This window comes from Hymenobacter sp. PAMC 26628 (genome assembly GCF_001562275.1).
GTDB lineage: Bacteria > Bacteroidota > Bacteroidia > Cytophagales > Hymenobacteraceae > Hymenobacter.
The window spans coordinates 2,064,481-2,088,971 of sequence record NZ_CP014304.1; the positions used below are offsets into that span (position 1 = coordinate 2,064,481).

The following is a 24,491-nucleotide window of genomic DNA, read 5'->3' on the forward strand; positions in this document are numbered from 1 at the left end:
GTTTTTATCCTGTTCGATGCTCACTAAACGCCTCATTGCCTGCCTCGACGTGCAGAACGGCCGCACCGTCAAGGGCACGAACTTCGTGAACCTGCGCGACGCCGGTGACCCCGTGGCCCTGGCCGCCCGCTACGCCCAGGAGGGCATTGACGAGCTGGTGTTGCTCGACATCACGGCCACCGTGGAAAAGCGCCGCACCCTGATTGAGCTGGTGCGCAACGTGGCCCGCGAGGTCAACATTCCTTTCACCGTGGGCGGGGGCATCGGGGCGGTGGCCGACGTGGAGGCCCTGCTGCTGAGCGGGGCCGACAAGGTGAGCCTGAATTCCTCGGTATTGCGCGAGCCGGGGTTGATCGACGCGCTGGCCCGGCGCTTCGGCAGCCAGTGCATCGTGGTGGCCGTGGACGCCCGCCAAACCAACGCCGCCGCTGCGGGCCCTGCCGACGAGGCCTGGGAGGTGTACACCCACGGTGGCCGCCAGGCCGCCGGGCGCGAGGCCGTGGCTTGGTGCCGCGAGGCCGCCGACCGCGGCGCCGGCGAGCTGCTGCTCACCTCCATGAGCCACGACGGCACCCGCGACGGCTACGCCTTGGGCCTGACCCGGGCCGTGGCGGCGGCCGTGGGCGTGCCGGTAGTGGCCTCGGGCGGGGCGGGGGCGGCCCCGCACTTCCGCGACGTGCTGGCCCCTGGCGGGGCCGATGCGGCCCTGGCCGCCAGCGTGTTCCACTTCGGCGACTTGTCGGTAGCCCGCCTCAAAACCTACCTGCTGGGTGAAGGCGTGGCCATGCGCCCGGTCGGGTAGGGGCCCTGCCGCTGGGGTTCCGGCGGCCCAAGTGGCGCCGCAGGACGAACTTTGCTGCTTTCTGGTGCTTTGGGGCCCCGCCGTCCTGCGGCGCGGACTTGCTGAACGCACCGTTCTTATTACTACTGTTTGTACCATGGCCACTGGCTTTGCTTCCAATACCCTTGTTCCGCTCGATGCGCTGCGCTTCGACGCCGCCACCGGCCTAGCGCCCGCCGTGGTGCAAGACGCCGACACCGGGCAGGTGCTCATGCTGGGCTACGTCAACGCCGACGCCTGGGCCCAAACCCGGCGTGAGCAGCGCGTCACGTTCTTTTCCCGTTCCAAAAACCGGTTGTGGACCAAGGGCGAAAGCAGCGGCAACTTCTTGGAAGTCGTGAGCCTGCACATCGACTGCGACGCTGATACCGTGCTGGTGCGCGCCCGGCCGGCGGGCCCCACCTGCCACCGGGGCTTCACCAGCTGCTTCGAGCAGCCGGGCCTAGAGGCCGTGGCTCCCGTGGCCCCGGTGGGCTTCCTGGCCGGCCTGGAGCGCCTGATTGTGGACCGCCGCACCAACCCGGGGGCCGCGCCGGGCTCCTACACCGTGTCGCTGTTCACCAAAGGCCTGCCCAAAATCGCCCAGAAAGTAGGGGAGGAGGCCGTGGAAACCGTCATCGACGCGGTGGCCGGCCACCGCGACACGCTGCCCGGCGAGGTAGCCGACTTGCTGTTTCACCTCTTGGTGTTGCTGGTGGCCACCGGTGTGCCGTTGGCGGAGGTGTTGGCCACGTTACAGGCCCGGCACCTGGGGCCCCGCCGGGGCGAAGGCTAGCGGCTTTAGGTGTTAAGAATAAAAAGGCCCGGTCGCATGAATGCAGCCGGGCCTTTTTGGTCACTGTATTGCTGGCTATTCAGGTTAATCCTGTTTAACATAATTTTAAAATAATCAATTTACCCCCTTAACTGACGCCGTATTTTCTCCAGAAACCCTTGTACAAGCAGTAAGTCGTCCTCGTGAGTAATCTCTAGCTGCGTATCGATACCCGGCCCGGTGATCCGAACCGTAAACTGTGTACCGGCTGGCGCCGGCGGGGTAGGCAGCGCCGCTGATAGCGTCAAAGGCCGGGCTGCGGGCGGGGCAGGCCGGGTAGCAGCCGATTGTACTGGCACGGGAGTAGGTGCCGGGCGTGGTGCGGCAGTTGCGGCTGGCACTGGCGCTACGCGGGGTGCTTCGGGTTCCGCTCCCCCCAGTCCAAATAAGCTTGCTACAGCATCTGTAGTAGAGGCTGTCCCCGGTGCTGGGGTGCTACGGGACGAATGCGGTGGGGCCTGCATTGGAACGATTGCTTCTTCTATTTCTTCTGTTCCCCCCTCAGACTCATTGCCGCTGGTTGTGGTGGCTGCGCGAAAGGAATTGGTCGCCGGTGCAGGGGAGGCCAGTTCACGGCGGGGCGGGGCTTGTGCGGCCAATTGGTCGATGTCGGCTACGGTGTTGTGCTCATCGAGCAGGCCAACGGCGCGGGCGCCTTCCGCAAAAGCCTTGGCCACGGCCGCGGCGTTGATCTCTTCCACGTCGAATTCGCGGATGAGCATCACGTCCAGCATCTGCACGGGTAATTCCCGCTGGCGGAACTTGCGGCACAGCTGCGTAAACAAGGGCGGCGTTAGGAAGGCTTCCCGGTGGAACAGTAGTTCCTCCTGTTTGTCGTAGGCGTGCTTAATACGGCGGAACAGGGTGGTGGTGCTCAGCAATTCCCGTTTGCTTGTGAGCAGGCCAAACTTAACGGCTGATCCAACAATAGCTTTAAATGAGCCGCTAACCTTGCGGTCAAGCTTGCGAGCACAGGTTTCAAGGGCACACTTGCCGCCGGTGTCGTCTACTACTTCTGCCACTTCCCAGGCACTGGCATAAGTCGTGCGAGGATAGTCTATAAGCTTAGGCATGGTATTAAGGTTGGAGAGTATAAAGTACGTGTATATTATACAGTCAAAGAAAAAAAAAGTTAGTATTTATATAAAGTCTAAAAAAGTATAAAATATCGTATATATTTTATACTTTTTTAGACTTTTACCCTAGTAATCACTTTTTTGTTGCGTAATCCCTTACCAGACTTATTACCTTGTGCTCTATCTTATACCAAATCCACAACCTATGAATATAAACGCCCCGTTGCGCGGATAACTTCGCGTATAGGGCACAGCACTCTTTTACCGTTACCCAAGGTGAGCGCAGAGCGATTGGCGTAGATCTTCACCTATAAACCGTCAATGCTCAAGCTACAGGCTTTTTAACATCCGGCAGGGGACACCCATTTAGAAAATCAAGGCGACCCCGTTACTGAAGCAGCTCAAGAAGCTTTAGATGCAAAGCCGTAAAAGCAGCACCCGATGCTATAACTAAGCACCAAGACATCATACGGATTAGGTTAAAGCCATATTAGTGTTATACCACAAACAAACGATATTACCCAGATGTATTACAATCGCACAGAAAATACCAAGCTTAAGGCACAATAAGCTCGCTAGCCGCGAAACCGAGGGCAAGCACGGGAGCTTCGGGCATTTTAAAAGTACGGATTCGCAGGTTTAAGTTGTGGATGTGGCACAGGTTTCTACGCCGGGGAACAGATTTGAGGGCCATACCAGCAAGGTGACCACGCCGTGGAATCTGGTCAGCCCCAGCCAAAAGACGCGTTATCGGCACAGTAGAAAAAGCGGCGACAGAGCGGCGACAGAGCGGCGACAACGGACGATCAGCGAGCGGAACGGCAAAACCAGTATTTGTCTTATAATTTATATTATGTTAAATTGACACGCCTTTAACGCTCCGTGCTACGCGTTAACCACTGAACCCTCTCTTCCCGATTCCACCTAGGGCGCCAACATAAAAAGGCCCGGCCGTGAAGCGACGGCCGGGCCTTTTTTACGCAGACCGCAAATGGAAATGGACTACTTTTTCAGCTTGGCGCTGAGACGCTCCGAATCGGCAGTGCGGCCGAGGCGGAAGTATACTTTTTGCAAGGTTTGCATGGTAGCCGTGTCGTCGGGCTTGATTTGCAACGCCTTCTCGAAGTACGGCACGCTATCCTCAAAGTACTTCTTGCCTTGGGCTTCGTATTTTTTGCCCGACACTTGGTAGGTTTTCAAGTCCATTTTGCTGGCCTTGGTGTAAGCTTCGGCTGCCTTGTTGTAGTTGTATACCCCCAAGTTGTACTGCGCGTCGAAGTTGTTGGGGTCGGCGGCCACGGCTTTCTGGTACGCAGCCAGGGCTTCGGCGGGCTGCTTGTTCGAGTCGTACACCGAACCGAGCACCGCGTACAGGTTCGACGCGTTGGCTGGGTCGGCAGCAATGGCCTTATTGATCTTGTCAATCGCCTCCTTGCCGCGGCCCGTGCTTAAGTACACGTTCAACTCTTCGAGCATGAAGTTTTTGTTATTGGGGTACGCCGCCAAGGCCTGCTGCAGCACCTTGTTGGCCTCGGCCTCGTTCTTGTCCTGGCGGGCAATTTGGATCAGGCGGTTGTAGACCTGCACCGGGGCCGGCTTGGCCTTGTAAGCCTCCATGCCCAGCAGCTGGTTGTAAGTTGCTTTGGCGCCGGTGAAATCCTGCTTGGCCTCCTGCGCGTAGGCCGAGTACAGCACGGCGGTGGTATCAGTCGGGTTAAGCTTCGAGGCCAGCTGGTAATTGGTAATGGCCTTGTCGTAGTCCTTGGCGTTGTAGGCCTCCACGCCGGCGTTGAAGGCCTGGCCGTAGAGGTTCTGGAGCTGAGGCACGGCCAGCTTGCCGTACTCGCCGGTTTTGGTGTCCAGCTCAATGGTTTTATTGAACGACTCGGATGCCTTTTGCAGGCCCTCACCCGGCTGCAGCTGCTTGCTGTAGATGGGACTGGTCAGCATCTGGACGTAAATGTCGCCGCGGGTGTACCAGGTTTTGGCCTTGCCACTGGTTTTGGGGTCGAGCACCGCCTTGTCGATGTCAGTGCGGGCCTTGTCGAGCAGGCCGGTTTTCTGGTTCAGCAGCGCGTTGGTCACGGCCGAGTTCTGGGCCTGCGCCGCGTGGGGCGCCGCAGCGGCCAAAGCAGCGGCCACGGCCAGGGTCGAAAGAATTTTCTTCATAAAGAAAAACAGTTGCGCGCCGAAGCGCGGTGACTCCGGGCGCGGCGCGCCCGGCGGGGTGAAAGAAAAGAAGCAACGCCCGGCGCCCACGGGACCGGGGCTACCTAAAACGCAAAAAGCGCGCCGTTGGCTGCCCAAAAGTAAAGGGAGCGCGGCAAATGCCCCGCTCCCCTCCTACTTTTCATGCGCAAAAACCTACCGGGCCCTATTCCCCCGCATCGGTACCCAACGCATCCAGGGTGGCATCGGGCGCCCGCGGGGCGGCCACGGGGGCCCCCACCGCGTCGTCGGGGCCCTCCAAGGGCAGCCCGTCCACCAGTTCCACGGCTTCGGCGTCGTCGGCCGTGACCTTGGCCACCGACGAGATGGCGTCGTTGGTCCCGATTTTCAGCAGGCGCACGCCCTGGGTAGCCCGGCCGATGGTGCGCAAGTCACTCATCCGCAAACGGATGGTGATACCCGATTTGTTGATGATCATCAAGTCGTCCGTGTCGTTCACGTCCTTGATGGTCACCAGCGGACCGGTTTTGTCGGTGATGTTCATGGCCCGCACGCCCTTGCCGCCGCGGTTGGTGATGCGGTATTCGTCGAGGGCGCTGCGCTTGCCGTAGCCGTTCTCGCTCACCACCAGCAACTCCTGGGTGGGGTCGGCGATGCAGACCATGCCCACCACCCGGTCGCCGGGGGCCTCGGACAAGGTGATGCCACGCACGCCGGCCGCCGCCCGGCCCATGGCCCGCACCTTGGCTTCGTTGAAGCGCACGGTGCGGCCCGAGCGCAGGGCCAGCACCACTTCGGCGTTGGGGGCCAGCAGCTGCACGTCGAGGATGCGGTCGCCTTCGTTGATGGTGATGGCGTTGATGCCCGCCGTGCGGGGGCGCGAATAGGCCTCCAGCGGGGTTTTCTTCACCGTGCCCTGCTCGGTGCAGAACATGAGGAAGGTGTTCTCCAGGTAGTCCGGGTCCTTGAGGCCCCGCACGTTGAGCACCGAGCGGATCTTGTCCTCGCGCGGAATCTCAATCAGGTTCTGGATGGGCAAGCCCTTGGTGGCCTTCCCGCCTTCCGGCACCTCGTACACCTTCAGCCAGAACACGCGGCCCAGCTCCGTGAAGAAGAGCAAGTACTCGTGGGTGGTGGCCACGAACATGTGCTCCGTGAAGTCGTCCTTCTTGCTCAGGGCCCCGCGGGCCCCCAGGCCGCCGCGGGCCTGGGCCCGGTACTCGTCCAGGTTGGTGCGCTTGACGTAGCCCTCGCGGCTTACGGTGATGACCATGGCCTCGTCGGCAATCATGTCCTCGGTCGAGAAGTCGCCGCCGGCGTAGTTGATGTCCGTGCGGCGGGCGTCGCCGTAGCGGTCGCGCAGCTCGAGCAGCTCGGTTTTGATGATGCCGCGCTGCAGCTCCTCCGAGGCCAGCACGGCCTGGAAGTGGTCAATCTCGCGCATCAGGCCCTCGTACTCGGCCACAATTTTGTCGCGCTCCAAACCCGTAAGGCGCTGCAGGCGCAAATCGAGAATGGCGCGGGCCTGCACTTCGCTCAGGGCGAAGCGGGCAATGAGCTGGGCCCGGGCCAAGTCGCCATCGCGCGAGCTGCGGATGAGGGCAATCACCTCGTCGAGGTGGTCCAAGGCAATCAGCAGGCCTTCGAGGATGTGGGCCCGCTTCTGGGCCTCGGCCAGCTCGAAGCGGGTGCGGCGCACCACCACTTCGCCGCGGTGCTCGACGAAGTAGTGAATCAGCTCGCGCAGGTTCAGCGTCATCGGGCGCCCTTTCACCAGGCACACGTTGTTCACGCCGAACGAGCTTTGCAGCTGGGTGTACTTGTAGAGGTTGTTAAGCACCACGCCCGGCACGGCGTCGCGCTTGAGGTCGTACACGATGCGCATGCCGTCGCGGTCGCTCTCGTCGCGCAGGTCGGCAATGCCCTCAATTTTCTTCTCGTTGATGAGCGCGGCCGTTTTCTCAATCATCGACGCCTTGTTCACCATGTAGGGAATCTCGGTGACGATGATTTGCTCCTTGCCGGTTTTGCTGGTTTCGAAGCGGGCCTTGGCCCGCATCACCACCCGGCCGCGGCCGGTTTCAAAAGCCTGGCGCACGCCCTCGTAGCCGTAGATGGTGCCGCCGGTGGGAAAATCCGGGGCCGTGACGTGCTCCATGAGCCCGGCCACGGTGATGTCGGGGTTATCCAAGTAGGCGATGATGCCGCTCACGACCTCCGTGAGGTTGTGGGGGGCCATGTTGGTGGCCATGCCCACGGCGATGCCGGTGGTGCCGTTGAGCAGCAGGTTCGGCAGCTTGGCCGGCAGCACGCTCGGCTCCTCCAGCGAGTCGTCGAAGTTGGGCTGGAAGTCCACCGTGTCCTTGTCGAGGTCGCCGAGCAGCTCATCGGCGATGCGCTTGAGGCGGGCCTCGGTGTAGCGCATGGCGGCCGGCGAGTCGCCGTCGATGCTGCCAAAGTTGCCCTGGCCGTCCACCAGCGGGTAGCGCAGGCTCCAGTCCTGGGCCATGCGCACCATGGTGTCGTACACGCTGCTGTCGCCGTGCGGGTGGTACTTGCCCAGCACCTCGCCCACGATGCGGGCCGATTTCTTGTGGGCTTTGGTGTAGGATACGCCCAGCTCGCTCATGCCGTAGAGCACGCGCCGGTGCACGGGCTTGAGGCCGTCGCGCACGTCGGGCAGCGCCCGCGAAATGATGACCGACATCGAATAGTCGATGTAGGCCCCGCGCATCTCGTCTTCGATGTTGATCGGAATGATTTTTTCGCCGTCTGCCATACCTGAAAAAAGAGCGGCCCGCAGGGCCCCACCGGGGCCCGCGCCGGCCGCGGGGTGAAGTGAACGCCGTCGTGTCGTTACGCCCGCGAAGGTACGCCGAAAAGCCCGCTCTGGCAAGCCAGGCGGGCCTTTTGGGAGGGGCCCCGGGGGCCCCACGCACGAGCTTACTTCAGGGGCTTGGCGTGGTTGTTCAGGGGCTTGGCCCCCGAGGGCCCCGAGATTCGAATTTTCTCGCCCACGGCCGGGTTTTGCTTCTTCCACAGCGGCTGGCCGCGGTAGGTGGTGCCGTTGTGCAGGTGCTTCTTGCGCACGTGGCACGACTCGATGGGGCAGGTGCGGCAGCCGGCGGCGGCCAGCGCCAGCAGCCCGCCCAGGGCCAGGGCCCGCAGGCGGTAAGTAACGGTAGAAATAGCCATAGCGATAACAATAAGTGGAAGCCGGAACGCAGCAAAGGTAGCCGCCCCGCTCCTACCCGGCCGCCGGCCAACGGGGCCCGCGGCCAAGCCCTACGCCTCCCCGTCCCACTCGGCCAGGAACTGCGCCACGAAGGCTTCCATGTAGGCCTGGCGCCCGGCGGCCAGGGCCCGGGCGGCGGGCGTGTGCAACCGGTCCCGCAGGTGCAGCAGCTTTTCGTAGAAGTGGTTGAGCGTGGGCGCGGTGCTCTGCTTATAGCTTTCGAACGAGGCGTGGGCCACCGGCGGCACGGCGGGGTCGTGCAGCAGGCGGCCCTTGTGGCCGCCGTAAGCGAAAGCCCGGGCAATGCCCACGGCCCCGATGGCGTCGAGCCGGTCGGCGTCCTGCACCAGGGCAGCCTCCACCGACGACACCGGCGTGGGCACGCCCAGCCCCTTGAAGGACACCTCGCGGATAAGGGTTTCCACCCGGCCAATCAGGGCGTCGGGGGCCCCCAGGCCGGCCAGCCAGGCGCGCGCGGCGCGGGGCCCGGCCTCGTAGTCGCCGCCGTGGGCCTTCCAGTCGGCCACGTCATGCAGCAGGGCCCCCAGCTCGGTCAGCTCCGGGTCGGCCCCGGGCGAGTCCGCCGCCAGGCGGCGGGCCAGCGCCCACACCCGGTGGATGTGGGCCCAGTCGTGGCCGCTGCCTTCGTGGCGAAATTTCTCTTCAATGAATGCAGCGGTTGGGGCAACGTAATCCATATGTGTAAATATTAAGCGGCAAGACGATACGGGCCGTATTGTCAGTGGTCAACAGTTTATTAACTGATGTTACGCAGTCGTTGGCTTAGGTTGTCCGTTTAATCGATTGATGATGAGTTGCACGCTGGACCTGTACACGGATTATTTGCTGAGCTCGACGGGTCCGACGACGGCCACGGGCTTGTCGCGGCTGCTGGACGGGGCGCTGAGCCACGACCACATCACGCGCTGGTTGAGCAGTACGCCGTGCGGGTCAGCGCAGGTTTGGCGGCAGGCCAAGCCGTTGATTCGCCAGGCCGAAGCCCAACGCGGGGCGGCGGACTTCGCCGTGCTCATCGTGGACGATTCGGTCCTGGAAAAGGCCCACACCGATGCCAATGAGTTGATTTGCACCCATTGGGACCACAGCCAGCAGCGCTACGTCAAGGGCCTGAACTTCGTGAGTCTGCTTTATCAGGCCGGCGACTTGGCCCTGCCCATCGCCGTCGAGCTGGTGCGCAAAACCGTGCCGGTCTACCACCCCAAGACCCAGCAGACCAGCTACCAAAGCCCGTTCACTAAAAACGAATACCTGCAACAGATGCTGCGCGTGGCCCAGCAGCAGGTGGCCTACCGCTACCTGCTGGCCGACAGCTGGTACGCCTCGGCCGAGAACATGGCCTTGGTGCGGGCCCTGGGCCATCACTTTGTATTTGCCCTCGAAAGCAGCCGCACCGTGGCCCTGAGCGCCGAGGCGCGGGCCGCCGGCCAGTTCCAGGCCGTGCAGGCGCTGGTGTTCCCCGATACGCAGCCCTTGCGCGTCTATTTGCGGGCCGTCCAGCAGGCGGTGCTCGTGACCAGACAAGTCTTCACAAACCGAGACGGTAGCCAAGGTATGCTGTATCTGGTCAGCAGCGACACCGACCTGGACCAGGCCCAACTGACCACGATTTACCAGAGACGGTGGAAAGTGGAAGAATACCATAAGTCGCTCAAACAGAATGCCTCCATGGGCAAATCGCCCACCAAAACCCTGGCCACGCAGGCCACCCATTTCTTTGCCGCCGTGTTGGCTTACACCAAGCTCGAAGTGCTCAAGCTCAAAGGCGGCATCGGCCATTTTCGCCTCAAAGCCCAACTCTATACCGTTGGCCTCAAAGCCATGTACCAGCAACTCGTACTGCTCCGTGCGTAACATCAGTTATTAATCGTATCAGCGAAAAATACGCGCTTTGCACCGCAGATAATGGAAGGTTACCACAAAGGCACTTCCTTAAGAATTCGCAATAATTTTCAAGACCTTACTCAAATGTTTAAACATCAGCAGAACAACATTATTATACATTCGGCAATAAACTAACCAATTTAGTTGCACCGCTGCCCCCGTTCCGGTACCCCAGGTGCAAGCAGTGGCCGGCTCCCCTACCGCTGGGCCGCAGGCGGCAGGGCCAGCACGGCCGCGGACGACACCCGAAGTTGCCCCCGGCCTACGGTGCGCACGGTGGCCAGCGGGTCGCGGGCGTAGTAGGCTCCGGCTTCCACCACCAGCTCGCCAGCCACCACCACGCGAGCGTAGCGCCGCAACTCCAGGGCCCCGCCCCGCTCGACGACCAGCCGGGCCGTGGGCCCGAGGTAAAGCGTGGCCGTGTCACCGGCTTCGGCAGCAGCTAGGGCTAGGGTGTGCCCCGCCCCCACCGCCACCTGGGCCGAATCGGTGGCCCGGCCGGGGCCCCGGCCCACGTCAAAGTGGCCCCGCACGAGGGTACCCGCGCGGCGCACCCGCAGCTCCAGCCGGCCCGGGGCTTGCAGCACCGCCGGCAAGGGCGCCCGCGCATCACCGAAGACAAACGCGGCCGCCCGGCTGGCCGGGGCCCCGGCCAGCCGGGCGGCCGGCTCCGGGCCGTTACGGAACACGGTGGTGCCGCTGAACACCGGTCCCGCCAGCAGGGCCGCCGGGCCCACGGCCCCGGACGCGTTCCATTCGAACACGCACGCGCGGAAGTGGAACGCGGCGGCCGAATCGGCCGCATCCACGGCCAGCGGCACGGCGCGCAGCAAAGCCCCGCGGGCCGCAACGAAGCGGCAGCCGGCAAAGCGCAGGCCACGGGCGTGGCGGTCGGAAAGCAGCAGGCCGGGCCCCAGGGCTGGGCGGCCCGCGTAAGGCCGGTCCTCAAAAGTGCAGCCAGTGAAGCGCGTGGCCTCGGCGGCCGTGGCCGCGGCGCAGCCGTGCACAAAGGCCCCGTACACCCGGCAATTTTCGAATGCGAAGCCTGGCTGCGTCACCCACGCCGACCAGTTGGTGGTGCCCCAGAGCGTGCAGTCCACCAGCCGCACGTCGGCCGTGGCGGGGGGGTGCGGGCCGGCCGGCCGGTCCGACACCAGGCCCTGGCCGCCGTTGTCGACGAAGCGGCAGCCCACGAAAGCCAGGTGGGCCACGGTGCCGCCCTCGGGCTCGACGTCGACGCCCGCGGCGGGGTTCGAGAACACGGCCCGGCCCAGCCCGGCGTTGTGGGCCCGGGCCGTGTGGCTGAAGCTGCAGTTTTCGGCCCGGAAGCCGTGCACCCCCGTCAGCGAGAGGCCCTGGCGGCCGTTGTAGTCGAAGGTGGAATTTTCGAACCGGATGTTTTCCCGCGCCGGATCGGCCAGGCCCGTGGCCAGGTGGTTGAGCACCTGCGCGCCGTCGCGGCCGAAGTGGTGCACGGCCACCCGGCGCAGCGTCACCCCGCGCGAGTCGGCCACGAACACCCCGTCGAAAGGCAACTGAATGCCCGTGTCGCCCCAGGCGCCCCCCACCGCTAGCTGCGGGCTGTTGCCATTAAGGGCCAAGTCGGCCACCACCACGTTTTCGCAGCGCTCGAGCCGCACGCACGTGCCGCCGCTGGCCGCGTAGGCCCGGTCGGTGAAGTAGCCCGGCGGCTGAAACGCCCGGCCGGTGGCGGGGTCAAACGAGCCGTAGGGCAGGCCGGCGGCGTAGTGAATTTCCGTGCGGCCGCTGTCGACGCCCGCCACCGTGAGGTTGCGGCAGCCCACCAGCGGCAGCACGTCGGCGCCCCAGCGGTAGCCGTTGGGGCCCGCCGCCTGCGCCCCCACCACGTACACGCCCCGGGGCACGAACAGCACCGCCGGGGCGGCCCCGTCCGGCGTAAGGGCGCGGGCGTTGAAGAACGCCGCCGCCCGCCCAAACGCCGCCTGGTCGTTGGTGCGGCCGTCTCCCACCGCCCCGAAGTCCTTTTTCAGGTCCTTGCGCAGCACGGCCGGGGGCCCCGGGCGGGGTGCGGCGGCCAGCAGCAGACCGGCCCCGGCCAGCGCCGCGGCGGCGCGGCGGTTTATTCTTTTTAAATCCATGGCAGGCGGCGGAAAACAACGACCGCCCCGCAAAGCTAGCCCGGCCGGGGGCCCCGGCAACCGGCGCACGGGGCGTCGGGCGGGCACAAAAGCAGCGGCGGGCTTTTCTCCTGGCCAACCCATGCAGACAATTTGTTAGGGGCTTAGGAAGCAGAACTAGTGGCTCGTACACCGCCAACACGTCCTCCGTCCGGGCCACGAACGCGGCGTTCACTGCCCCCCGGCACCCGTGCTGCTGGCGGTGAGGCCGCAACTCGTTTTTTTGAGCAGCAAGTAAAGTCCGCTCGCCTTGCCCACTTAGCCCGGCCTGCTAACTTGGCGGAGCCAATTAAGGGCAGCGCGGCAAATGTATCCGGCGCACCAATGGCGCTGGCATGGCACTCAGCCGGCAGGCGACCATGCCAAAAGGATGCTTCGCAAACAGCCGCGCCCTCTTCGGCCATCAGAATTGGGGCTGGCCAGGAAGAGTAAGGTAGTTATCGTTCAAAGGTTGCCGGATGCCTACCGGCAATCTACAGTGCCGGTTAAGCCTGGGGCGTCATTGGTATTATGCCCCCTTTTTATTAGCTTTAGCAGGCTGCTGGGTTTGCTGGTTCAGCGCATAAGTAGGCTAATGCGTATTAAACGCGCCGATGCCGAACGTCATAGCAGGCAAGGGCGCTTAGCTACCAAATTCGTGCGCTGCAACTGGCTCCTTCTCAGCGCGCCGTTTGCTCTTGGCGTACGCCTGCGAAAAGCAGCAAGACCACTTTCCGACCCGGGCAGCCGCCTTTCGCCGCCCGCCAACGCTTTGCCCCAACCTAATTCCCACTTTTCTCACTTTTTCGCTTCATTCCATGAGCTCGCCCATCCAACCCAAAGCCGACCTGCTGGCCGCTGCTTTAGCGCCCCACTTTGGTGCCGCGCCCACCCGCACGCTCAAGGGCGTAGCCAAAATACGTACTGAGTTGTCATAACCGGAAAGGGGGACAAAAAAGGGGACGCTACTGGCGTAGTATTTCCCACATCTCGCGTCGCAACCACCGAAAGGCCCGAACGCAAAAAACCCGAAAAACTGCTTCTGCGACGCGAGAAGCGGTTTTCCGGGTGTTCCGGCAATCCAAGTATGAGCCTCCTGTCGGACTCGAACCAACGACCCTCTGATTACAAGTCAGAAGCTCTACCAACTGAGCTAAGGAGGCGAGATGGTGGGACAAAAGTACGGTTGCTGCGCCAGTATGCCAAACGTGGCAGCCTATGAAAGTATCTAAAAATGGCTACGGGTACAGGCCGGCCGGCTCGCAGAGAATGATGCGGTTGCCAAACGGGTAGGTTACAGCCATTTCCAGCACCCGCTCGTTCCACTCGGCCCTGGACAGGACGGGGGCGGCAAATAAGTGCGGTTACCCGGGGCCCCGTCGGTGGAATTACCGCTGAGGTGCAGCACCACATCGGCTCGCGCCACTTGCAGGGAGACAGAGGCCCCAATAGGTCGGTCGGCACAGCCGATGCGAAAGCCCAGCCAAGCGGCGTAAAAAAACGGGCCCTGGGCGTAATTGAGGATGCGAAAAACAGGTGCTACCATGCGGATGCGAGGGAAATAGCCACGGAGGGCATTGCGGGGCCCCTAAAATGCAGCACGTGCGCGACCACCCCTCTGCAATGACTACGCCGCCGGCGGGCGGCACCGGGGTGCGCCCGCCGGCGGCGTAGTCATTGCAGAGGGGTGGTCGCTTAAGCGCGCACCGTTTTCAGCTGTTTTTTGAGTACGTCGATGCGCTTTTGGCCTTCGGCCATGCGGCCCTCGTACTCCTCGCGCAGCTGGGCCGCGTTTTTGGAACGGGCGAAGAACGCCAGGTTAGTTTGCAGCGTGGCGTGGTCGTTTTCCAGCTCGTTAATTTCCTTGCGCAGGGCCATTTCCTTGCGCGTGAGCTGCTGCTGAGCCTGGGGCCGCGCCTTAAGGCGGGCGACTTCGGCCTGGAACAACAACTCGGCGCGCTCGGCGTAGCTCAGGCCGGGCACCGCGGCTAGGTACTGGCCCAGCAGCCCGAGCAGCTGCTCTTCGCTGCGGTCGCCGGTACCGGCGGCGTCGAACGCCTCCGACCAGTCGGCCAGCACGGCGCGGAAGCCTTCCAGCGTGGCGGGATTCTCGTCGCCGAGGGCCCCCACTTGCTGGGCCACTTGCTCGAGGTAGGCCAGCTGCTCACCCGAGGAAGCCGTGGCCTTCTCTTCGCGCTGCCGGGCCTCGTGCTTGGGCCGGTCAAACACGGCGTCGCAGGCGTTGCGGAAGCGGTGCCAGAGCTTGTCGGCCAGCTTGTCGGGCACGCGGCCCACGTCCTTCCACTCCTTCTGAATGCGCATGACGACGGCACGGGCGGCCTCGGCGTCGGGGTTGTTCTGGGCTTCCTCGGCCTGGTCGATAAGGGCCTGCTTGGCTTTCACGTTGGCCGATTTCTCGTTGTCGAGCGACTTAAAGAAATCGTTTTTGCGGTTGAAGAACGCCTTGTAGGCGGCCCAGTACTGCTTGTTGAGGGCATCGGCCTGGGCGCGGGGCACGAGGCCGGCGGCTTCCCATTCAGCCTTGATTTCCTGGAGCTCGTCGGTTTTCGAGCGCCACAGGTTTACGCGGTCCGTGTCGAACTCGGCGAAGGGCTGAATGCGCTCGAGCAGGGCTTTTTTCACCACTAGGTTGGCTTTTTCCTGCACCGAGCGGCCGTCGGAAAACTCCTTGCGGCGCTGGTGCAGGGCGTCGGAGGCAGCGATGAAGCGCTGCCACAGCGACTCGCGCTGATCGTTGGGCACGGGCCCGATGTTTTTCCAGTCCTCGTGCAGCTTGGTCAGCTCGTCGAGGGCCTTGTTGATGCCGGTGAGGGCCATCAGGCCCTCAGCCCGCTTGATAAGGTTTTCCTTAGCCTCCTGGTTGCGGCGGCGGTCCAGGTCCTTCATTTCCAGGAAGCGGCCCTGCTTGCTGTAATAGATGTCGAGCAGGCCGTGGTAGGTGTCCCAGATGGGCTGGCTGTCGGTTTGCGGCACCGGACCGGTGGACTTCCACTCGCCTTGCAAGGCCTTGAGTTTGGCCGAGCTGTCCTTGGTTTCGGCGGCTTCCACCAACTGGCGGAGCTGGTCGAGCAGCTGCTGCTTCTTGGCCAGGTTATCGCCGCGGCTGGCGTCTTCGGCCTTGGCGTTTTTGGCGCGGCCCTCGCGGAACTCTTGCAGTGCTTTGTTCAGCTCCAACTGGCCCTCGGGCTGCTGGAAGGCAAAGGCTTCGGCATCGGCCCCGCCTTCGGCAAATTTCTGGCGGGCAGCAGAGCGGGCGTGGCCCACGTTGGCCTCGTACTGGCGCACGAGGTCGAGCACGGTTTTACGGTTCCGCTGGGCGTTGGGGCCCCGCAGCTCCTGCACCAGGTACTGGGCCTGGGCGGGCAAATCGAGGGCCGTGAAGTCGGGAGATTCCAGGGCCACCGGCGCGGCGGGCGCCTCAGCGACCGGAGCCGCGGGGGCCCCTTCGGCCGCCGATAATGCGTGGGCTTCTTCGGCCTCGGCGGCGTTGGCTTCGGGCTGCGCGCCCACAGCGGGCACTTCCGGCAGCGCCAGCGCGGCAGGGTCGGCGGGGGCGTCGTCCAGGGGCGTTTCCGACGAGGTGGGCAGCGTAGCCACGCCTTCAGGGGCGTCGAGCAACTCCTCGGCGCTGTGCAACGCCACGGTGGGCAGCGGGGCGGCTTCCTCCACGGTGTGGCCGTGGGGGGCCTCAGCCACTGGGGCCTCAGCTTCAACAACTGGGGCCTCAGCCACGGGGGCCGCTTCCTCCACCGCCTCTACAGCGGGCAGGGCGGCAGCGTCGGGCGCGGCGTCGCCGTAGTGGGCCGTGGCGCGGGCCTGCGGGGCCGACACGTCGGCGCCGTCCACCGTCACGGCGTCGGGCACGTGGTGGGCGGTTTCGGCAGCGGCGGCGGCTTCGGGCGTGCCGGGCTCCGGGGCGGCGCTGGGGGCGGGCTCCGGGGCCGGGGCGGCGTTTTGGGCCTGAATTTCAGCCAAGCGGCGTTCGAGAATACTCATGCGGTCCTCGCCCCCGGGCTGGGGGCCGCCCGACTGCGGGGCCTGGGGGGTTTGTTCGGTTGACATACGCAACGGCGGAATGACCGGCCCACAACGCGGGGCCGGGTGGGGAGAGCTAATGGGAGCTGATGAAAGCGGGTGGTACGGGGCGCGAAAGTACGGCGGCTCAGTTTAAGCGCGGGTCAACCGGGTAGTTGGCCCAGGCCTGGAAGCGTCCGCCCTTCTCCCGCAAAATCGCCCGCCAGAACGCATCCGTTGCCAAAGTAAACACTTTCCCGGCGCTTGCCGGGTGCGTGACCCAGCTGCGGGCCTGCCGCTCGGCGGCCAGCTGCCCGGGGCCCCAGCCCGCGTAGCCCACAAACAAGCGCACGTCGGCTGCGTCCAGGGCCCCGGTGGTGAGCAAATCCAGCAGCACCGGAAAATCGCCGCCCCAGTACACGTCCTGGCCCAGCGCGGTGGCCCCGGGCACGTCGGGGCGGCGGTGCAGGTAGTGCAGCGTATCGGGCTCCACGGGCCCCCCGAGGTAAAGCGGCAGCGCGGCGGCGGGCGAGGCCGGGCCCAGCGGCAATTTCAGCACGTCGCTGAGCGTCAGCTCGGTGCGGTGGTTGAGCACGAGGCCGAAGGTGCCACTGGCGCGCTCGTCGCGGCACACCAGCACCACGCTGCGCTCGAAATTGGGGTCGCCCAGGAAGGGCTGCGAGATGAGGAGCGTGCCGGGCGTCATGGGGCTGCGGGGAAAAGAACCGGGTGGGGGCCCCGGGGCGGGCCTGTTGGCGGTAGTACCTTGCGCGGCCAACGCCGGAGCGGGGCCTGTATTAACAAATTGATAAGCCGGCCAGGGCCCCAAAATGTTCCGCTCGCCCCGGTTTTCGGCACCCGCTGCCCGCTGCCGAGCAGCACACGGGCCGCCGAAAAGCCTTCCATCGTCCCAAATTACCCATTGCTGCGCCCTTCTAACCCATGACCGACCAACAGCTTGCCGACCTGCGCCAATCGTACACCCAGCGCACCCTGGCCGAAGCCGACGCGCAGCTCGACGCCGTGCGCCAGTTCCGCACTTGGCTCGACGAGGCCGTGGCCGCCCGGCTCGACGAGCCCAGCGCCCTCACCTTGAGCACCGTGGACGCGGCCACCGGCCAGCCCAGTTCCCGCGTGGTGCTGCTCAAGGGCCTGCCCGACGACGCTGGCTTTTTATTTTACACGAACTACGACTCGCGCAAAGGCCGCGAACTGGCCGGCCAGCCACTGGCCGCCATCAGCTTCTTCTGGCCTGGCCTCGAGCGCCAAGTGCGCGTGGAAGGCCGGGTGGAAAAAGCGCCGGAAGCACTCTCGACCGCCTACTTCCAGAGCCGCCCGCGCAGCAGCCAGCTCGGCGCCTGGGCCTCGCCCCAAAGCCAGGTTATTGGCAGCCGCGAGGCGCTGGAAGCCCGCGAACAAGCCGTGGAGGCCGAATTTATTGGCCAAGACCCGCTGCCGCGCCCGCCGCACTGGGGCGGCTACATCCTGCGTCCACACCGCATCGAGTTTTGGCAGGGCCGCCCCAGCCGCCTGCACGACCGCCTGGTGTACGACCTGGTGAACGGGGCCTGGAAGATTGCGCGCCTAGCCCCGTGAGGTCATTTAATAACTAACATTTATCATTGAACAGGCGCTTGACAAGCATCGGTGTTTACGGCTGGGCCCGTGTTGATTAACCCGGCTTTGCTTCCCGAAGCCGTTGCCCCGGTGGCTGCTAAATGATAAACGTTGCGTGTCAAATGATAAATGTTACCTGTTAAATGAAATGAATTCCTTTGGCTGAAATCCAACCCTTGCGCGGCTGGCGCTACGCTCCGGCCTTGGGCGCCGACATCGACGCCTACGTGTCGCCGTTGTTCGACGTCGTATCGACGCGGCAGCGGGCCGCGCTTTATCGCAACCCGCTCAACTCTATTCACTTGGCTGTGCCGCAGGGCGACGACCCGGCCGGCGCGGCCCTGGCCACGCTGCGGCGCTGGGAGACCGAGGGCGTACTCCGGCAGGACGCGCTGCCCGGCATCTACGCCTATTACCAATACTTCCGGCTGCCGGGCAGCGCCCGCGAATACTGCCGCAAGGGCTTCATGTGCCACATCCGGGCCTACGACTGGGCCGAGGGCGTGGTGCTGCGCCACGAAAACACGCTGCCCGCCAGCGTGCACGACCGCGCCGCCCTGCTGGCCCGCACCGAGTTCCAGACCAGCGCCACCCACGGGCTGTACCGCGACGACGCCTTTAAGCTGGAAACCTACCTCGACGAGGCCATGCAATCGCCCCTGTACCAAACCGAGGACGACTACCAGGGGGCCCGCGACGTGCTGGCCGTGGTGCAGGACGCGGCCGTGATTCGGCGCTTCCAGGAAGTGCTGGCCGGGCGCGAGGTGATTCTGGCCGACGGCCACCACCGCTACGAGGGCTCCTTAGCGCACCGCCACGCCCGCCAGGCGCAGGCCGGGCCCGCCGCCACCGGCCGCGAGCCCTGGCACTACCACCTCATGTACCTCACCAACGCGGCCAGCGACGACTTGCGCATCCTGCCCACGCACCGCCTGCTGCTGGAGCTGCCCGGGGGCCCCGGCGGCCGCGCGCTGAGCGACGCCGAATTCCTGGCCCACCTGGGGCCCTACTTCACGGTGCTCCCGCTGGAGGAAGCCACGGACTTGCCCGAGGTGATTGCCGGCAAGCGCTGGGCCTTTGGGCTGTATTTGGGCGGGCAGGCCTACAAAATCCGCCTGCGGCCGGAAGCGCACGCGCTGCTCGACTGGGTCACAACCGACGAAGTAAAAAACCTGGACCTCACGGTACTGCACTTCTTCGTGTTGGAAAAAGCCCTGGGCCTGCGGGGCCCCGACGCGCAGCGCGCCTGGCCGGGCGTGGCCTACGTGCGCAGCTTCGCCGAGTGCTTGCAGCGGGTGGACCGCGGCGAGGCCCGCGCCGCGCTGATCGTGAACGAGGTGACGATGGCCGAGGTGGAGGCCGTGTGCCACTCCGGGGCCGTGATGCCGGCCAAGTCCACCTTCTTCTACCCCAAAACCCTGGCCGGCTTCCTCTTCAGCAGCATCGCCGACGAGGAGGCCGGCAACGTGTTCGACCACTATTTCCAGGGCCCTGCTCCGGCTTTGCCCCCGCCTCCCGCACCGTGAAACTGATTTTAGCCTCCAACTCGCCCCGCCGCCGCCAATTGCTGACCGACCTGGGCCTGGCCTACGAAATCCGCCTGCGCGACGTGGACGAGGACTTTCCGCCCCACCTGCGCCGGGCCGCGGTAGCCGAGTACCTGGCCGCTCACAAAGCCGCCGCTTACGCCGCCGACCTGGCCCCCGACGAGCTGGTGATTACCGCCGACACCATCGTGTGCCTGGGGGACGACGTGCTGAACAAGCCCGCTGATGCGGCCGAGGCCACCGCCATGCTCACGCGCCTGCAAGGCCGGGCCCACGACGTGTTCACGGGCGTGTGCCTGCGGGCCGGCGACGGCCGGCAAGTGGTGTTTTCGGACCAGACCACGGTGCACTTCCGCCCCCTGAGCCCGGCCGAAATAGCGTTCTACATCGCCCACTACCAGCCCTTTGACAAAGCTGGCGCCTACGGGGCCCAGGACTGGGTGGGGATGGTGGGCGTAACGCGCCTCGAAGGCTCTTACTTCAACGTAATGGGCCTGCCTGTGCACCGGGTGTGGGCCGAGCTGGCGCGGCTGGGGGCCCTACCGGCTGGCCTGCCCGGCGCGTAGCGGCCTTTTACTGAGCACTTCTCGCCTCATGCGCTTTTTTATACTTCTGGGCACCGGGTGCTTGCTGGTGGCCAGCGCCTTGCTGATGGCCATTTATGGGGCCATGCCCTACGCCGCCGTGGCCCGGCTGAGCCAGGTGCCGTACTACGAGGTGGTGCCCGACGGCCCCATCCGCTTGGTACTGGCCCTCACGCCCGGCCGCTACGCCGCCTACCGCGCCGGCGGGTGGGCGCTGGCGGGCGGCGCCCTGCTGGGGGCCCTGGCGCTGCTGCGGCAGGCCGCCTACCGCCGCGAGCTGCGCCGCCTGGGCCACGAAGCTCGCCGGGCTGGGGCCGCGCTGCGGCGCACGGTGGCCCGGCTCTCGGGCGCCGAGCGGGCCGGGGCCGGGGCCCTGTTGCTGGGGCTGGGGCTGACCTGGGGGGCGTGGCTGCTGCTCGACCCGCCCAGCCCCGACGAAATTGCGTCCTACGATTCGTTCGCGCACGAGGGCGTGGTGGCCGTTACCAGCTTCTACCCAATGCCCAACAACCACGTGGGCTACAACCTGCTGGCCTGGGCCCTGGAGCAGATAATGCCCGGTCAGGCGCGGCTCGTGATGCGGCTGCCATCGCTGCTGGCAGCCCTGGCCGGCACGGCGCTGAGCTACGCGCTGCTCACGCATTTTCGCAACTTCCGCACTGCCACGCTGGCCGTGGCCTTGTTCGGCTTCACCAAAGTGGCCATCATCTACGCCGCCGCTGGCCGCGGGTATTACGTGCAGCTGGGGTGCGTGCAGCTGGCTTTTTTTGCCGCGGTGGGCCTGGCCAGCAGGCCCCGCTACCGGCGGCTGGGGTGGGCGGTGTTTGTGGGCAGCAGCGTGGCGGGGCTTTATACCATCCCCACCTTCGCCGCCCCACTGGTCGTGTTGGGGGCGGTGCTGGCCGGGGCGGCCTTGGGCCGCCCGCCGGCCCGGCGCTACCGGTTTTGGGGGCAGCTCGTGGCCGCCGGCGCAGCGGTGGCGGCTACCGTGGCGGTGCTTTACGCGCCGGTGGGGTGCGTGTCGGGCTGGGGCCTGTTACTGGCCAACCGCTACGTCGTGGCACAGCCGCTGGCCACGTTTTGGGCCCTGGGGCCCGCCATCCTATACGAAACCGCGGGCATGCTGCTGGGCCCGGTACGGGCGGGGCTGCTGCTGAGCGCGGCGCTGGTGGCGCTGGTGCCGCTAGCTTTGTGGCGCGGGGGCCCGGCGCGATGGCCGGCCCGGGCCCGGTGGCTGGCGTGGGCCAGCTGGGCGCTGCTGGTGGGGCCGGTGGCACTGGCCCTGGTGCAGCGCGTGTTCGTGCCCGCCCGGGCGCTGATGTACGCCACCTTTTTTCTGTACCTGCTGGCCGCGCTGGGGGCCGACTGGGCCGCCACCCAATGGCGGGGCCGCTGGGCAGCGTGGGCCCCACTGGCGCTGCTGGTGGGCTTGCTCGCGTTTCGGGGGTGGGAGATTTACGACCAGGTGCCCACGCTGCGCACCAGCCGCGCCGACGACCGGGCCGTGACCCGCGCCTACCGCTGGCTGCGGACCCAGCCCCCGGGGCCCGCGGTGGTGGGCGCGCCCTACCACGAACTCATGTTTGACCACTATGCCCTGCTGAACGGCGCCCCCCGCCTGCTGCACCCCCGGCCCGTCCCGGGCGTGCGCTACCCCTACCTGGTGTGGCCCCAGGGCCCCACCCCCCGCCCGGCCTGGGCCGCGGCCCTGCCCTACCGGGCGGCGTACCACGACGCGCTCGTCGTTATTTACGCCCTGCCGCCGACGCAGTAAAGCCGGCTTTGCGGGCCCGGGGGCGGGACGGCACGTTTTTTCTGCTCGTTTTTTACGTTGACTTTGCCATTGGCCTCCACTCCTTCCACCGCACCCGGCAACGCCCGTTTCTTTGCACTGCTCCTGCTGGGCGCCCTGGCCCTGTGCGCCGCCTATGCGGCCCTGGTGCTCAACCAAGCCACCTACGCCGACGTGCTGGCCCTGGGCCGCATCACGTTTCACAACGGGTTTTACGACTACCTGCCCGTGCGGGTAACGGCAGTCGAATTTGCGCTGGCCCAGCACGTCGCCTTGGCCGGGGCGGGGGCCCTATTGCTGGCCGCCGCCGTGGCGGGGGCGGGCCGGGCCGGGCGGCAGCAACTGGGGGCCCTGGGCACCGAAACCCGCGCAGCCCTGGCGGGTGCGTGGCGGGTACTCGCCGCCTTGCCACCGGCCCAGCGCCGGGCGGCGGGGCTGAGCCTGGCGCTGCTCCTGGGGGCGCGCCTCTTCTTCGGAATCACAAAATCTTACCATTCGGAAGAAGTAGCGACCTACGATTTTTTTATCCGCCAGGGGCTGCTGGCGGTGAGCAGCTACTACCCCATCCCCAACAACCACGTGCTACCCAACACGCTGAGCTGGTTGTTTTTCCAGGTAAATCCCAACGTGTGGTTCACGCTGCGGCTGCCGGTACTGATTACGACCACGGTGGGCACGGTGGCGCTGTTTGCGGGGCTGGTGCGGTTTGGCACGTTTCGGGCGGCGCTGGTGGCCCTCACGCTCTTCGCGTGGCTCCAGCTCAGCATGTACAATGCCGTGGCCGGGCGCGGCTACTGGCTGCTGATGACGCTGGCGGGCGTCCATTTTTTTGCGCTGGTGGCGCTGCTGGCCCGGCCTGGGGCCCCGCGGGTGGCATGGGCCGCGCTGCTGGCCAGCGGCATTTTGGGCTGCTACACGGTGCCCTCCTTTGCCTACGTGGTGGCCTCGGCCAGCAGCTACCTGGGGCTGGTGTTTCTGGGGCGGCGCGACTGGGCGCGGCTGGGGCACGCGGTGGCCGTGGGCGCCGCCACCGTGGCCGGGGCGGCGCTGCTGTACGCGCCGCTGCTGCTGCTCTCGGGCTGGCGCCTGCTGCTGGCCAACGGCTACGTAGCGTCGCTGCCGTGGGCAGATTTTGTGCGGGCATTTCCAGCCTTCGCGTGGTTCACGGAGGGCACGCTGGCCGGGCAGCGCACGGTGGGGGCCCTGGCGTTCCTGGCTGGGCTCGGGGCCTTTGGGTGGCTGCTGCGGGCCGAGGGGCGGGCCGCCTTGGCGCCCGACCTGCGGGCGGCGGTGCGCCGCCTGGGCCTGCCGGCGCTGTGGTTTGTGCTCTTGCCCTACGCCTTGCTAATGGTGCAGCGGGTGCTGCCCCCCGAGCGGGTGCTGCTCTACAAAGCGCTGTATTTCTTTGTATTGGTGGGGCTCGTGGTCGATGCGGTGCTACGGGCGTACCCGGGGCCCTGGGGCCCCCGGCTGGCGGGGCTGGGCATGGCGCTGTTCGTGGGCTACCAGGCGTACACCATGCAGTTCTTGGTGAACGGCAACCGCCAGTACATCGAGGCCATCTGGCGGGCGTTTGATTGGCTGGCCACCCAGCCGCCGGGCCGGGTGCTGGTGGGCGTCAACGAGTCGTCGCTGCACTTTTTGTTCCTGGCCCACTACCGCACGCCCGGCCGCCGCTGGCAGTTCGACACCAGCGCCCAGCCCGGCGTGCGCTACCGCTACGTGGTGGTGCCGCCCGACTACCAGGGCCCCTACCGCCCGCCCCTGCCGGCCCGCCCCGCTTACCACGACGGGGTCGACGAAATCTACGCGCTGCCCGCCCCGGGCCAGCCCATCGGCCACGACCCGCTGTTCGATTAAGGTAGTTGTCAGTTATTCGTTGTTAGTTGCTAGTCAATTCATAATCAATTCCCTGGCAACGAACAACAAATAACTGACAACTAAAAACTCAGTGCCCGCGCGCCAGCAGCGCAATGCCCGCCACCACCAGCACCAAACCGCCCGCCTGCGGCCAGCTCAGGCCCTCGCGCAGCGCCACCAGCCCCAGCACGGCCGTGAACAGCACCGAGCCGCCCACAATCACGGGCGTGCCCACGGAGGCCGGCACCCCGCGCCGGAACACCACGAACGCCAGGATTTCGGCCAGCCCCACGCCCAGGCCGGCCAGCGCCGCCAGCCCCAGGCCCTTGCCGCTCACGGGCAGCGGCTGCCCTTGCAGCTTGAGGCGCAGCAGCCACGCGCCGCCCAGGGCCGCGGCCACCAGTTGCAGTACCACGGCCCCCACGGCCGGCGGCAGGTGCTCGGCGGCTAGCTTGAGGAAAAAGTTGTAGCTGGCCAGGCACAGAGCCGTGAGCAGCGCCAGGGGGAGCCAGTTGGACATGATGAATTTTTGAGGAAACCGGCTGCACCGGCGGGGGGCCCGCGCCTACCTTTGCCGCAAGCGCGTTGGTATGTCCCCCGGCCACGGTAGCCCTTGAAAAAGGGAAACCCCGGCTGCTAGAACAGACGGGGTTTCAGAAGCGGGGGTTTATGCGGAACCCTTACTTCAGACCAATGAAACGGGACAACGCGACAAAGCTACTACAGGCAGTTGGAAAAGCTGTGCTGGTGGGGTTTGCAAGTGGCGTAGCGAAGGCCTTGGCCGTGCTGCTCGTCACCTACTTACTCCGGTAGTTGGGTAAGGGGTTGGGCCAGTGGCCCGGCCCCTTATTTTTTTGTTATTGTGAATACAACGGGTGGAT

The 24,491-nt window shown here is 65.6% G+C and carries 18 protein-coding genes and 1 tRNA gene; 8 read left to right on the forward strand and 11 right to left on the reverse strand.

Going from position 1 to position 24,491, the window contains the following annotated elements; genetic code table 11:
• Positions 1–16 precede the first annotated feature (16 nt).
• Together hisF and hisIE are read left to right on the forward strand one after the other, a co-directional pair.
• A complete protein-coding gene (gene hisF, locus AXW84_RS09095; protein WP_068231724.1) occupies positions 17–802 on the forward strand; it encodes an imidazole glycerol phosphate synthase subunit HisF in 786 nt (261 codons plus the stop codon).
• Positions 803–938: 136 nt separating this feature from the next.
• Entirely contained in the window at positions 939–1,616 is a 678-nt protein-coding gene (hisIE, locus tag AXW84_RS09100; RefSeq protein ID WP_068231725.1) for a bifunctional phosphoribosyl-AMP cyclohydrolase/phosphoribosyl-ATP diphosphatase HisIE, read from the forward strand.
• A 119-nt stretch (positions 1,617–1,735) separates the two neighbouring features.
• Here the strand turns inward: hisIE and AXW84_RS09105 are convergent, their stop codons facing one another.
• The 5 genes from AXW84_RS09105 to AXW84_RS09125 all read right to left on the reverse strand — a co-directional run bounded on the left by AXW84_RS09105 (position 1,736) and on the right by AXW84_RS09125 (position 8,833).
• Positions 1,736–2,728 (reverse strand): hypothetical protein, encoded by a 993-nt coding sequence (locus tag AXW84_RS09105; RefSeq protein ID WP_068231726.1) that lies wholly within the window; start codon positions 2,726–2,728, stop codon positions 1,736–1,738.
• A 1,005-nt stretch (positions 2,729–3,733) separates the two neighbouring features.
• The gene (locus AXW84_RS09110) at positions 3,734–4,900 is read right to left on the reverse strand and encodes a tetratricopeptide repeat protein (protein WP_068231727.1); all 1,167 of its coding nucleotides are present in this window, start codon (positions 4,898–4,900) and stop codon (positions 3,734–3,736) included.
• 205 nt (positions 4,901–5,105) lie between these two features.
• A complete protein-coding gene (gene gyrA / locus AXW84_RS09115) occupies positions 5,106–7,679 on the reverse strand; it encodes a DNA gyrase subunit A (RefSeq protein WP_068231731.1) in 2,574 nt (857 codons plus the stop codon).
• Between the two features lie 164 nt (positions 7,680–7,843).
• Complete coding sequence (locus AXW84_RS09120; protein WP_068231735.1) at positions 7,844–8,095, reverse strand: hypothetical protein; 252 nt, start codon at positions 8,093–8,095, stop codon at positions 7,844–7,846.
• A 90-nt stretch (positions 8,096–8,185) separates the two neighbouring features.
• On the reverse strand, positions 8,186–8,833 hold the full coding sequence (locus AXW84_RS09125; protein ID WP_068231737.1) for an HD domain-containing protein: 648 nt from the start codon (positions 8,831–8,833) through the stop codon (positions 8,186–8,188).
• 109 nt (positions 8,834–8,942) lie between these two features.
• On the opposite strand from AXW84_RS09125, the gene AXW84_RS09130 reads away from it, so the two are divergent.
• Positions 8,943–10,007: an IS701 family transposase gene (locus AXW84_RS09130; RefSeq protein WP_068230147.1), complete on the forward strand. Its 1,065-nt coding sequence runs from the start codon at positions 8,943–8,945 to the stop codon at positions 10,005–10,007.
• A gap of 227 nt (positions 10,008–10,234) precedes the next feature.
• Here AXW84_RS09130 and AXW84_RS09135 read toward each other — a convergent pair whose 3' ends face one another.
• The 5 genes from AXW84_RS09135 to AXW84_RS09155 form a co-directional block, all read right to left on the reverse strand.
• Positions 10,235–12,157, reverse strand: coding sequence for a right-handed parallel beta-helix repeat-containing protein (locus AXW84_RS09135; RefSeq protein ID WP_068231742.1), 1,923 nt, complete (start codon positions 12,155–12,157; stop codon positions 10,235–10,237).
• 1,108 nt (positions 12,158–13,265) lie between these two features.
• A tRNA-Thr gene (locus AXW84_RS09145) sits at positions 13,266–13,338 on the reverse strand.
• 131 nt (positions 13,339–13,469) lie between these two features.
• A complete protein-coding gene (locus tag AXW84_RS24710; RefSeq protein WP_157886903.1) occupies positions 13,470–13,721 on the reverse strand; it encodes a glyoxalase superfamily protein in 252 nt (83 codons plus the stop codon).
• Positions 13,722–13,870: 149 nt separating this feature from the next.
• Entirely contained in the window at positions 13,871–16,258 is a 2,388-nt protein-coding gene (locus tag AXW84_RS09150) for a DUF349 domain-containing protein (RefSeq protein ID WP_068231746.1), read from the reverse strand.
• A 100-nt stretch (positions 16,259–16,358) separates the two neighbouring features.
• Positions 16,359–16,916 carry a YqgE/AlgH family protein gene (locus AXW84_RS09155; protein WP_068231749.1) on the reverse strand — a complete coding sequence of 186 codons (558 nt, stop codon included), beginning with the start codon at positions 16,914–16,916 and terminating at the stop codon, positions 16,359–16,361.
• A 236-nt stretch (positions 16,917–17,152) separates the two neighbouring features.
• Between AXW84_RS09155 and pdxH the strand changes: the two genes are divergently transcribed.
• The 5 genes from pdxH to AXW84_RS09180 all read left to right on the forward strand — a co-directional run bounded on the left by pdxH (position 17,153) and on the right by AXW84_RS09180 (position 23,610).
• Positions 17,153–17,806 (forward strand): pyridoxamine 5'-phosphate oxidase, encoded by a 654-nt coding sequence (gene pdxH / locus AXW84_RS09160; RefSeq protein ID WP_068231751.1) that lies wholly within the window; start codon positions 17,153–17,155, stop codon positions 17,804–17,806.
• A gap of 179 nt (positions 17,807–17,985) precedes the next feature.
• Positions 17,986–19,353, forward strand: coding sequence for a DUF1015 domain-containing protein (locus tag AXW84_RS09165; protein ID WP_071891137.1), 1,368 nt, complete (start codon positions 17,986–17,988; stop codon positions 19,351–19,353).
• Positions 19,350–19,940 carry a Maf family nucleotide pyrophosphatase gene (locus AXW84_RS09170; RefSeq protein WP_068231752.1) on the forward strand — a complete coding sequence of 197 codons (591 nt, stop codon included), beginning with the start codon at positions 19,350–19,352 and terminating at the stop codon, positions 19,938–19,940. The genes AXW84_RS09165 and AXW84_RS09170 overlap by 4 nt, the downstream gene beginning before the upstream one ends.
• Before the next feature lie 28 nt (positions 19,941–19,968).
• Positions 19,969–21,732, forward strand: a complete 1,764-nt coding sequence (locus AXW84_RS09175; protein ID WP_068231755.1) for a hypothetical protein — start codon at positions 19,969–19,971, stop codon at positions 21,730–21,732.
• 69 nt (positions 21,733–21,801) lie between these two features.
• Entirely contained in the window at positions 21,802–23,610 is a 1,809-nt protein-coding gene (locus AXW84_RS09180; protein WP_068231758.1) for a hypothetical protein, read from the forward strand.
• A gap of 88 nt (positions 23,611–23,698) precedes the next feature.
• On the opposite strand, the gene AXW84_RS09185 is transcribed toward AXW84_RS09180, so the two are convergent.
• Positions 23,699–24,130: an EamA family transporter gene (locus AXW84_RS09185; protein ID WP_068231760.1), complete on the reverse strand. Its 432-nt coding sequence runs from the start codon at positions 24,128–24,130 to the stop codon at positions 23,699–23,701.
• Positions 24,131–24,491: the final 361 nt, after the last annotated feature.

Bases quoted from the DNA above. Each gene is read 5' to 3' on its own strand.
- AXW84_RS09135 (WP_068231742.1), bottom strand. From the start codon at position 12,157: ATGGATTTAAAAAGAATAAACCGCCGCGCCGCCGCGGCGCTGGCCGGG.
- gyrA (WP_068231731.1), bottom strand. From the start codon at position 7,679: ATGGCAGACGGCGAAAAAATCATTCCGATCAACATCGAAGACGAGATG.
- AXW84_RS09150 (WP_068231746.1), bottom strand. From the start codon at position 16,258: ATGTCAACCGAACAAACCCCCCAGGCCCCGCAGTCGGGCGGCCCCCAG.
- AXW84_RS09175 (WP_068231755.1), top strand. From the start codon at position 19,969: ATGCGCTTTTTTATACTTCTGGGCACCGGGTGCTTGCTGGTGGCCAGC.
- AXW84_RS24710 (WP_157886903.1), bottom strand. From the start codon at position 13,721: ATGGTAGCACCTGTTTTTCGCATCCTCAATTACGCCCAGGGCCCGTTT.
- pdxH (WP_068231751.1), top strand. From the start codon at position 17,153: ATGACCGACCAACAGCTTGCCGACCTGCGCCAATCGTACACCCAGCGC.
- AXW84_RS09130 (WP_068230147.1), top strand. From the start codon at position 8,943: ATGATGAGTTGCACGCTGGACCTGTACACGGATTATTTGCTGAGCTCG.
- AXW84_RS09155 (WP_068231749.1), bottom strand. From the start codon at position 16,916: ATGACGCCCGGCACGCTCCTCATCTCGCAGCCCTTCCTGGGCGACCCC.
- hisF (WP_068231724.1), top strand. From the start codon at position 17: ATGCTCACTAAACGCCTCATTGCCTGCCTCGACGTGCAGAACGGCCGC.
- hisIE (WP_068231725.1), top strand. From the start codon at position 939: ATGGCCACTGGCTTTGCTTCCAATACCCTTGTTCCGCTCGATGCGCTG.
- AXW84_RS09185 (WP_068231760.1), bottom strand. From the start codon at position 24,130: ATGTCCAACTGGCTCCCCCTGGCGCTGCTCACGGCTCTGTGCCTGGCC.
- AXW84_RS09120 (WP_068231735.1), bottom strand. From the start codon at position 8,095: ATGGCTATTTCTACCGTTACTTACCGCCTGCGGGCCCTGGCCCTGGGC.
- AXW84_RS09105 (WP_068231726.1), bottom strand. From the start codon at position 2,728: ATGCCTAAGCTTATAGACTATCCTCGCACGACTTATGCCAGTGCCTGG.
- AXW84_RS09125 (WP_068231737.1), bottom strand. From the start codon at position 8,833: ATGGATTACGTTGCCCCAACCGCTGCATTCATTGAAGAGAAATTTCGC.
- AXW84_RS09110 (WP_068231727.1), bottom strand. From the start codon at position 4,900: ATGAAGAAAATTCTTTCGACCCTGGCCGTGGCCGCTGCTTTGGCCGCT.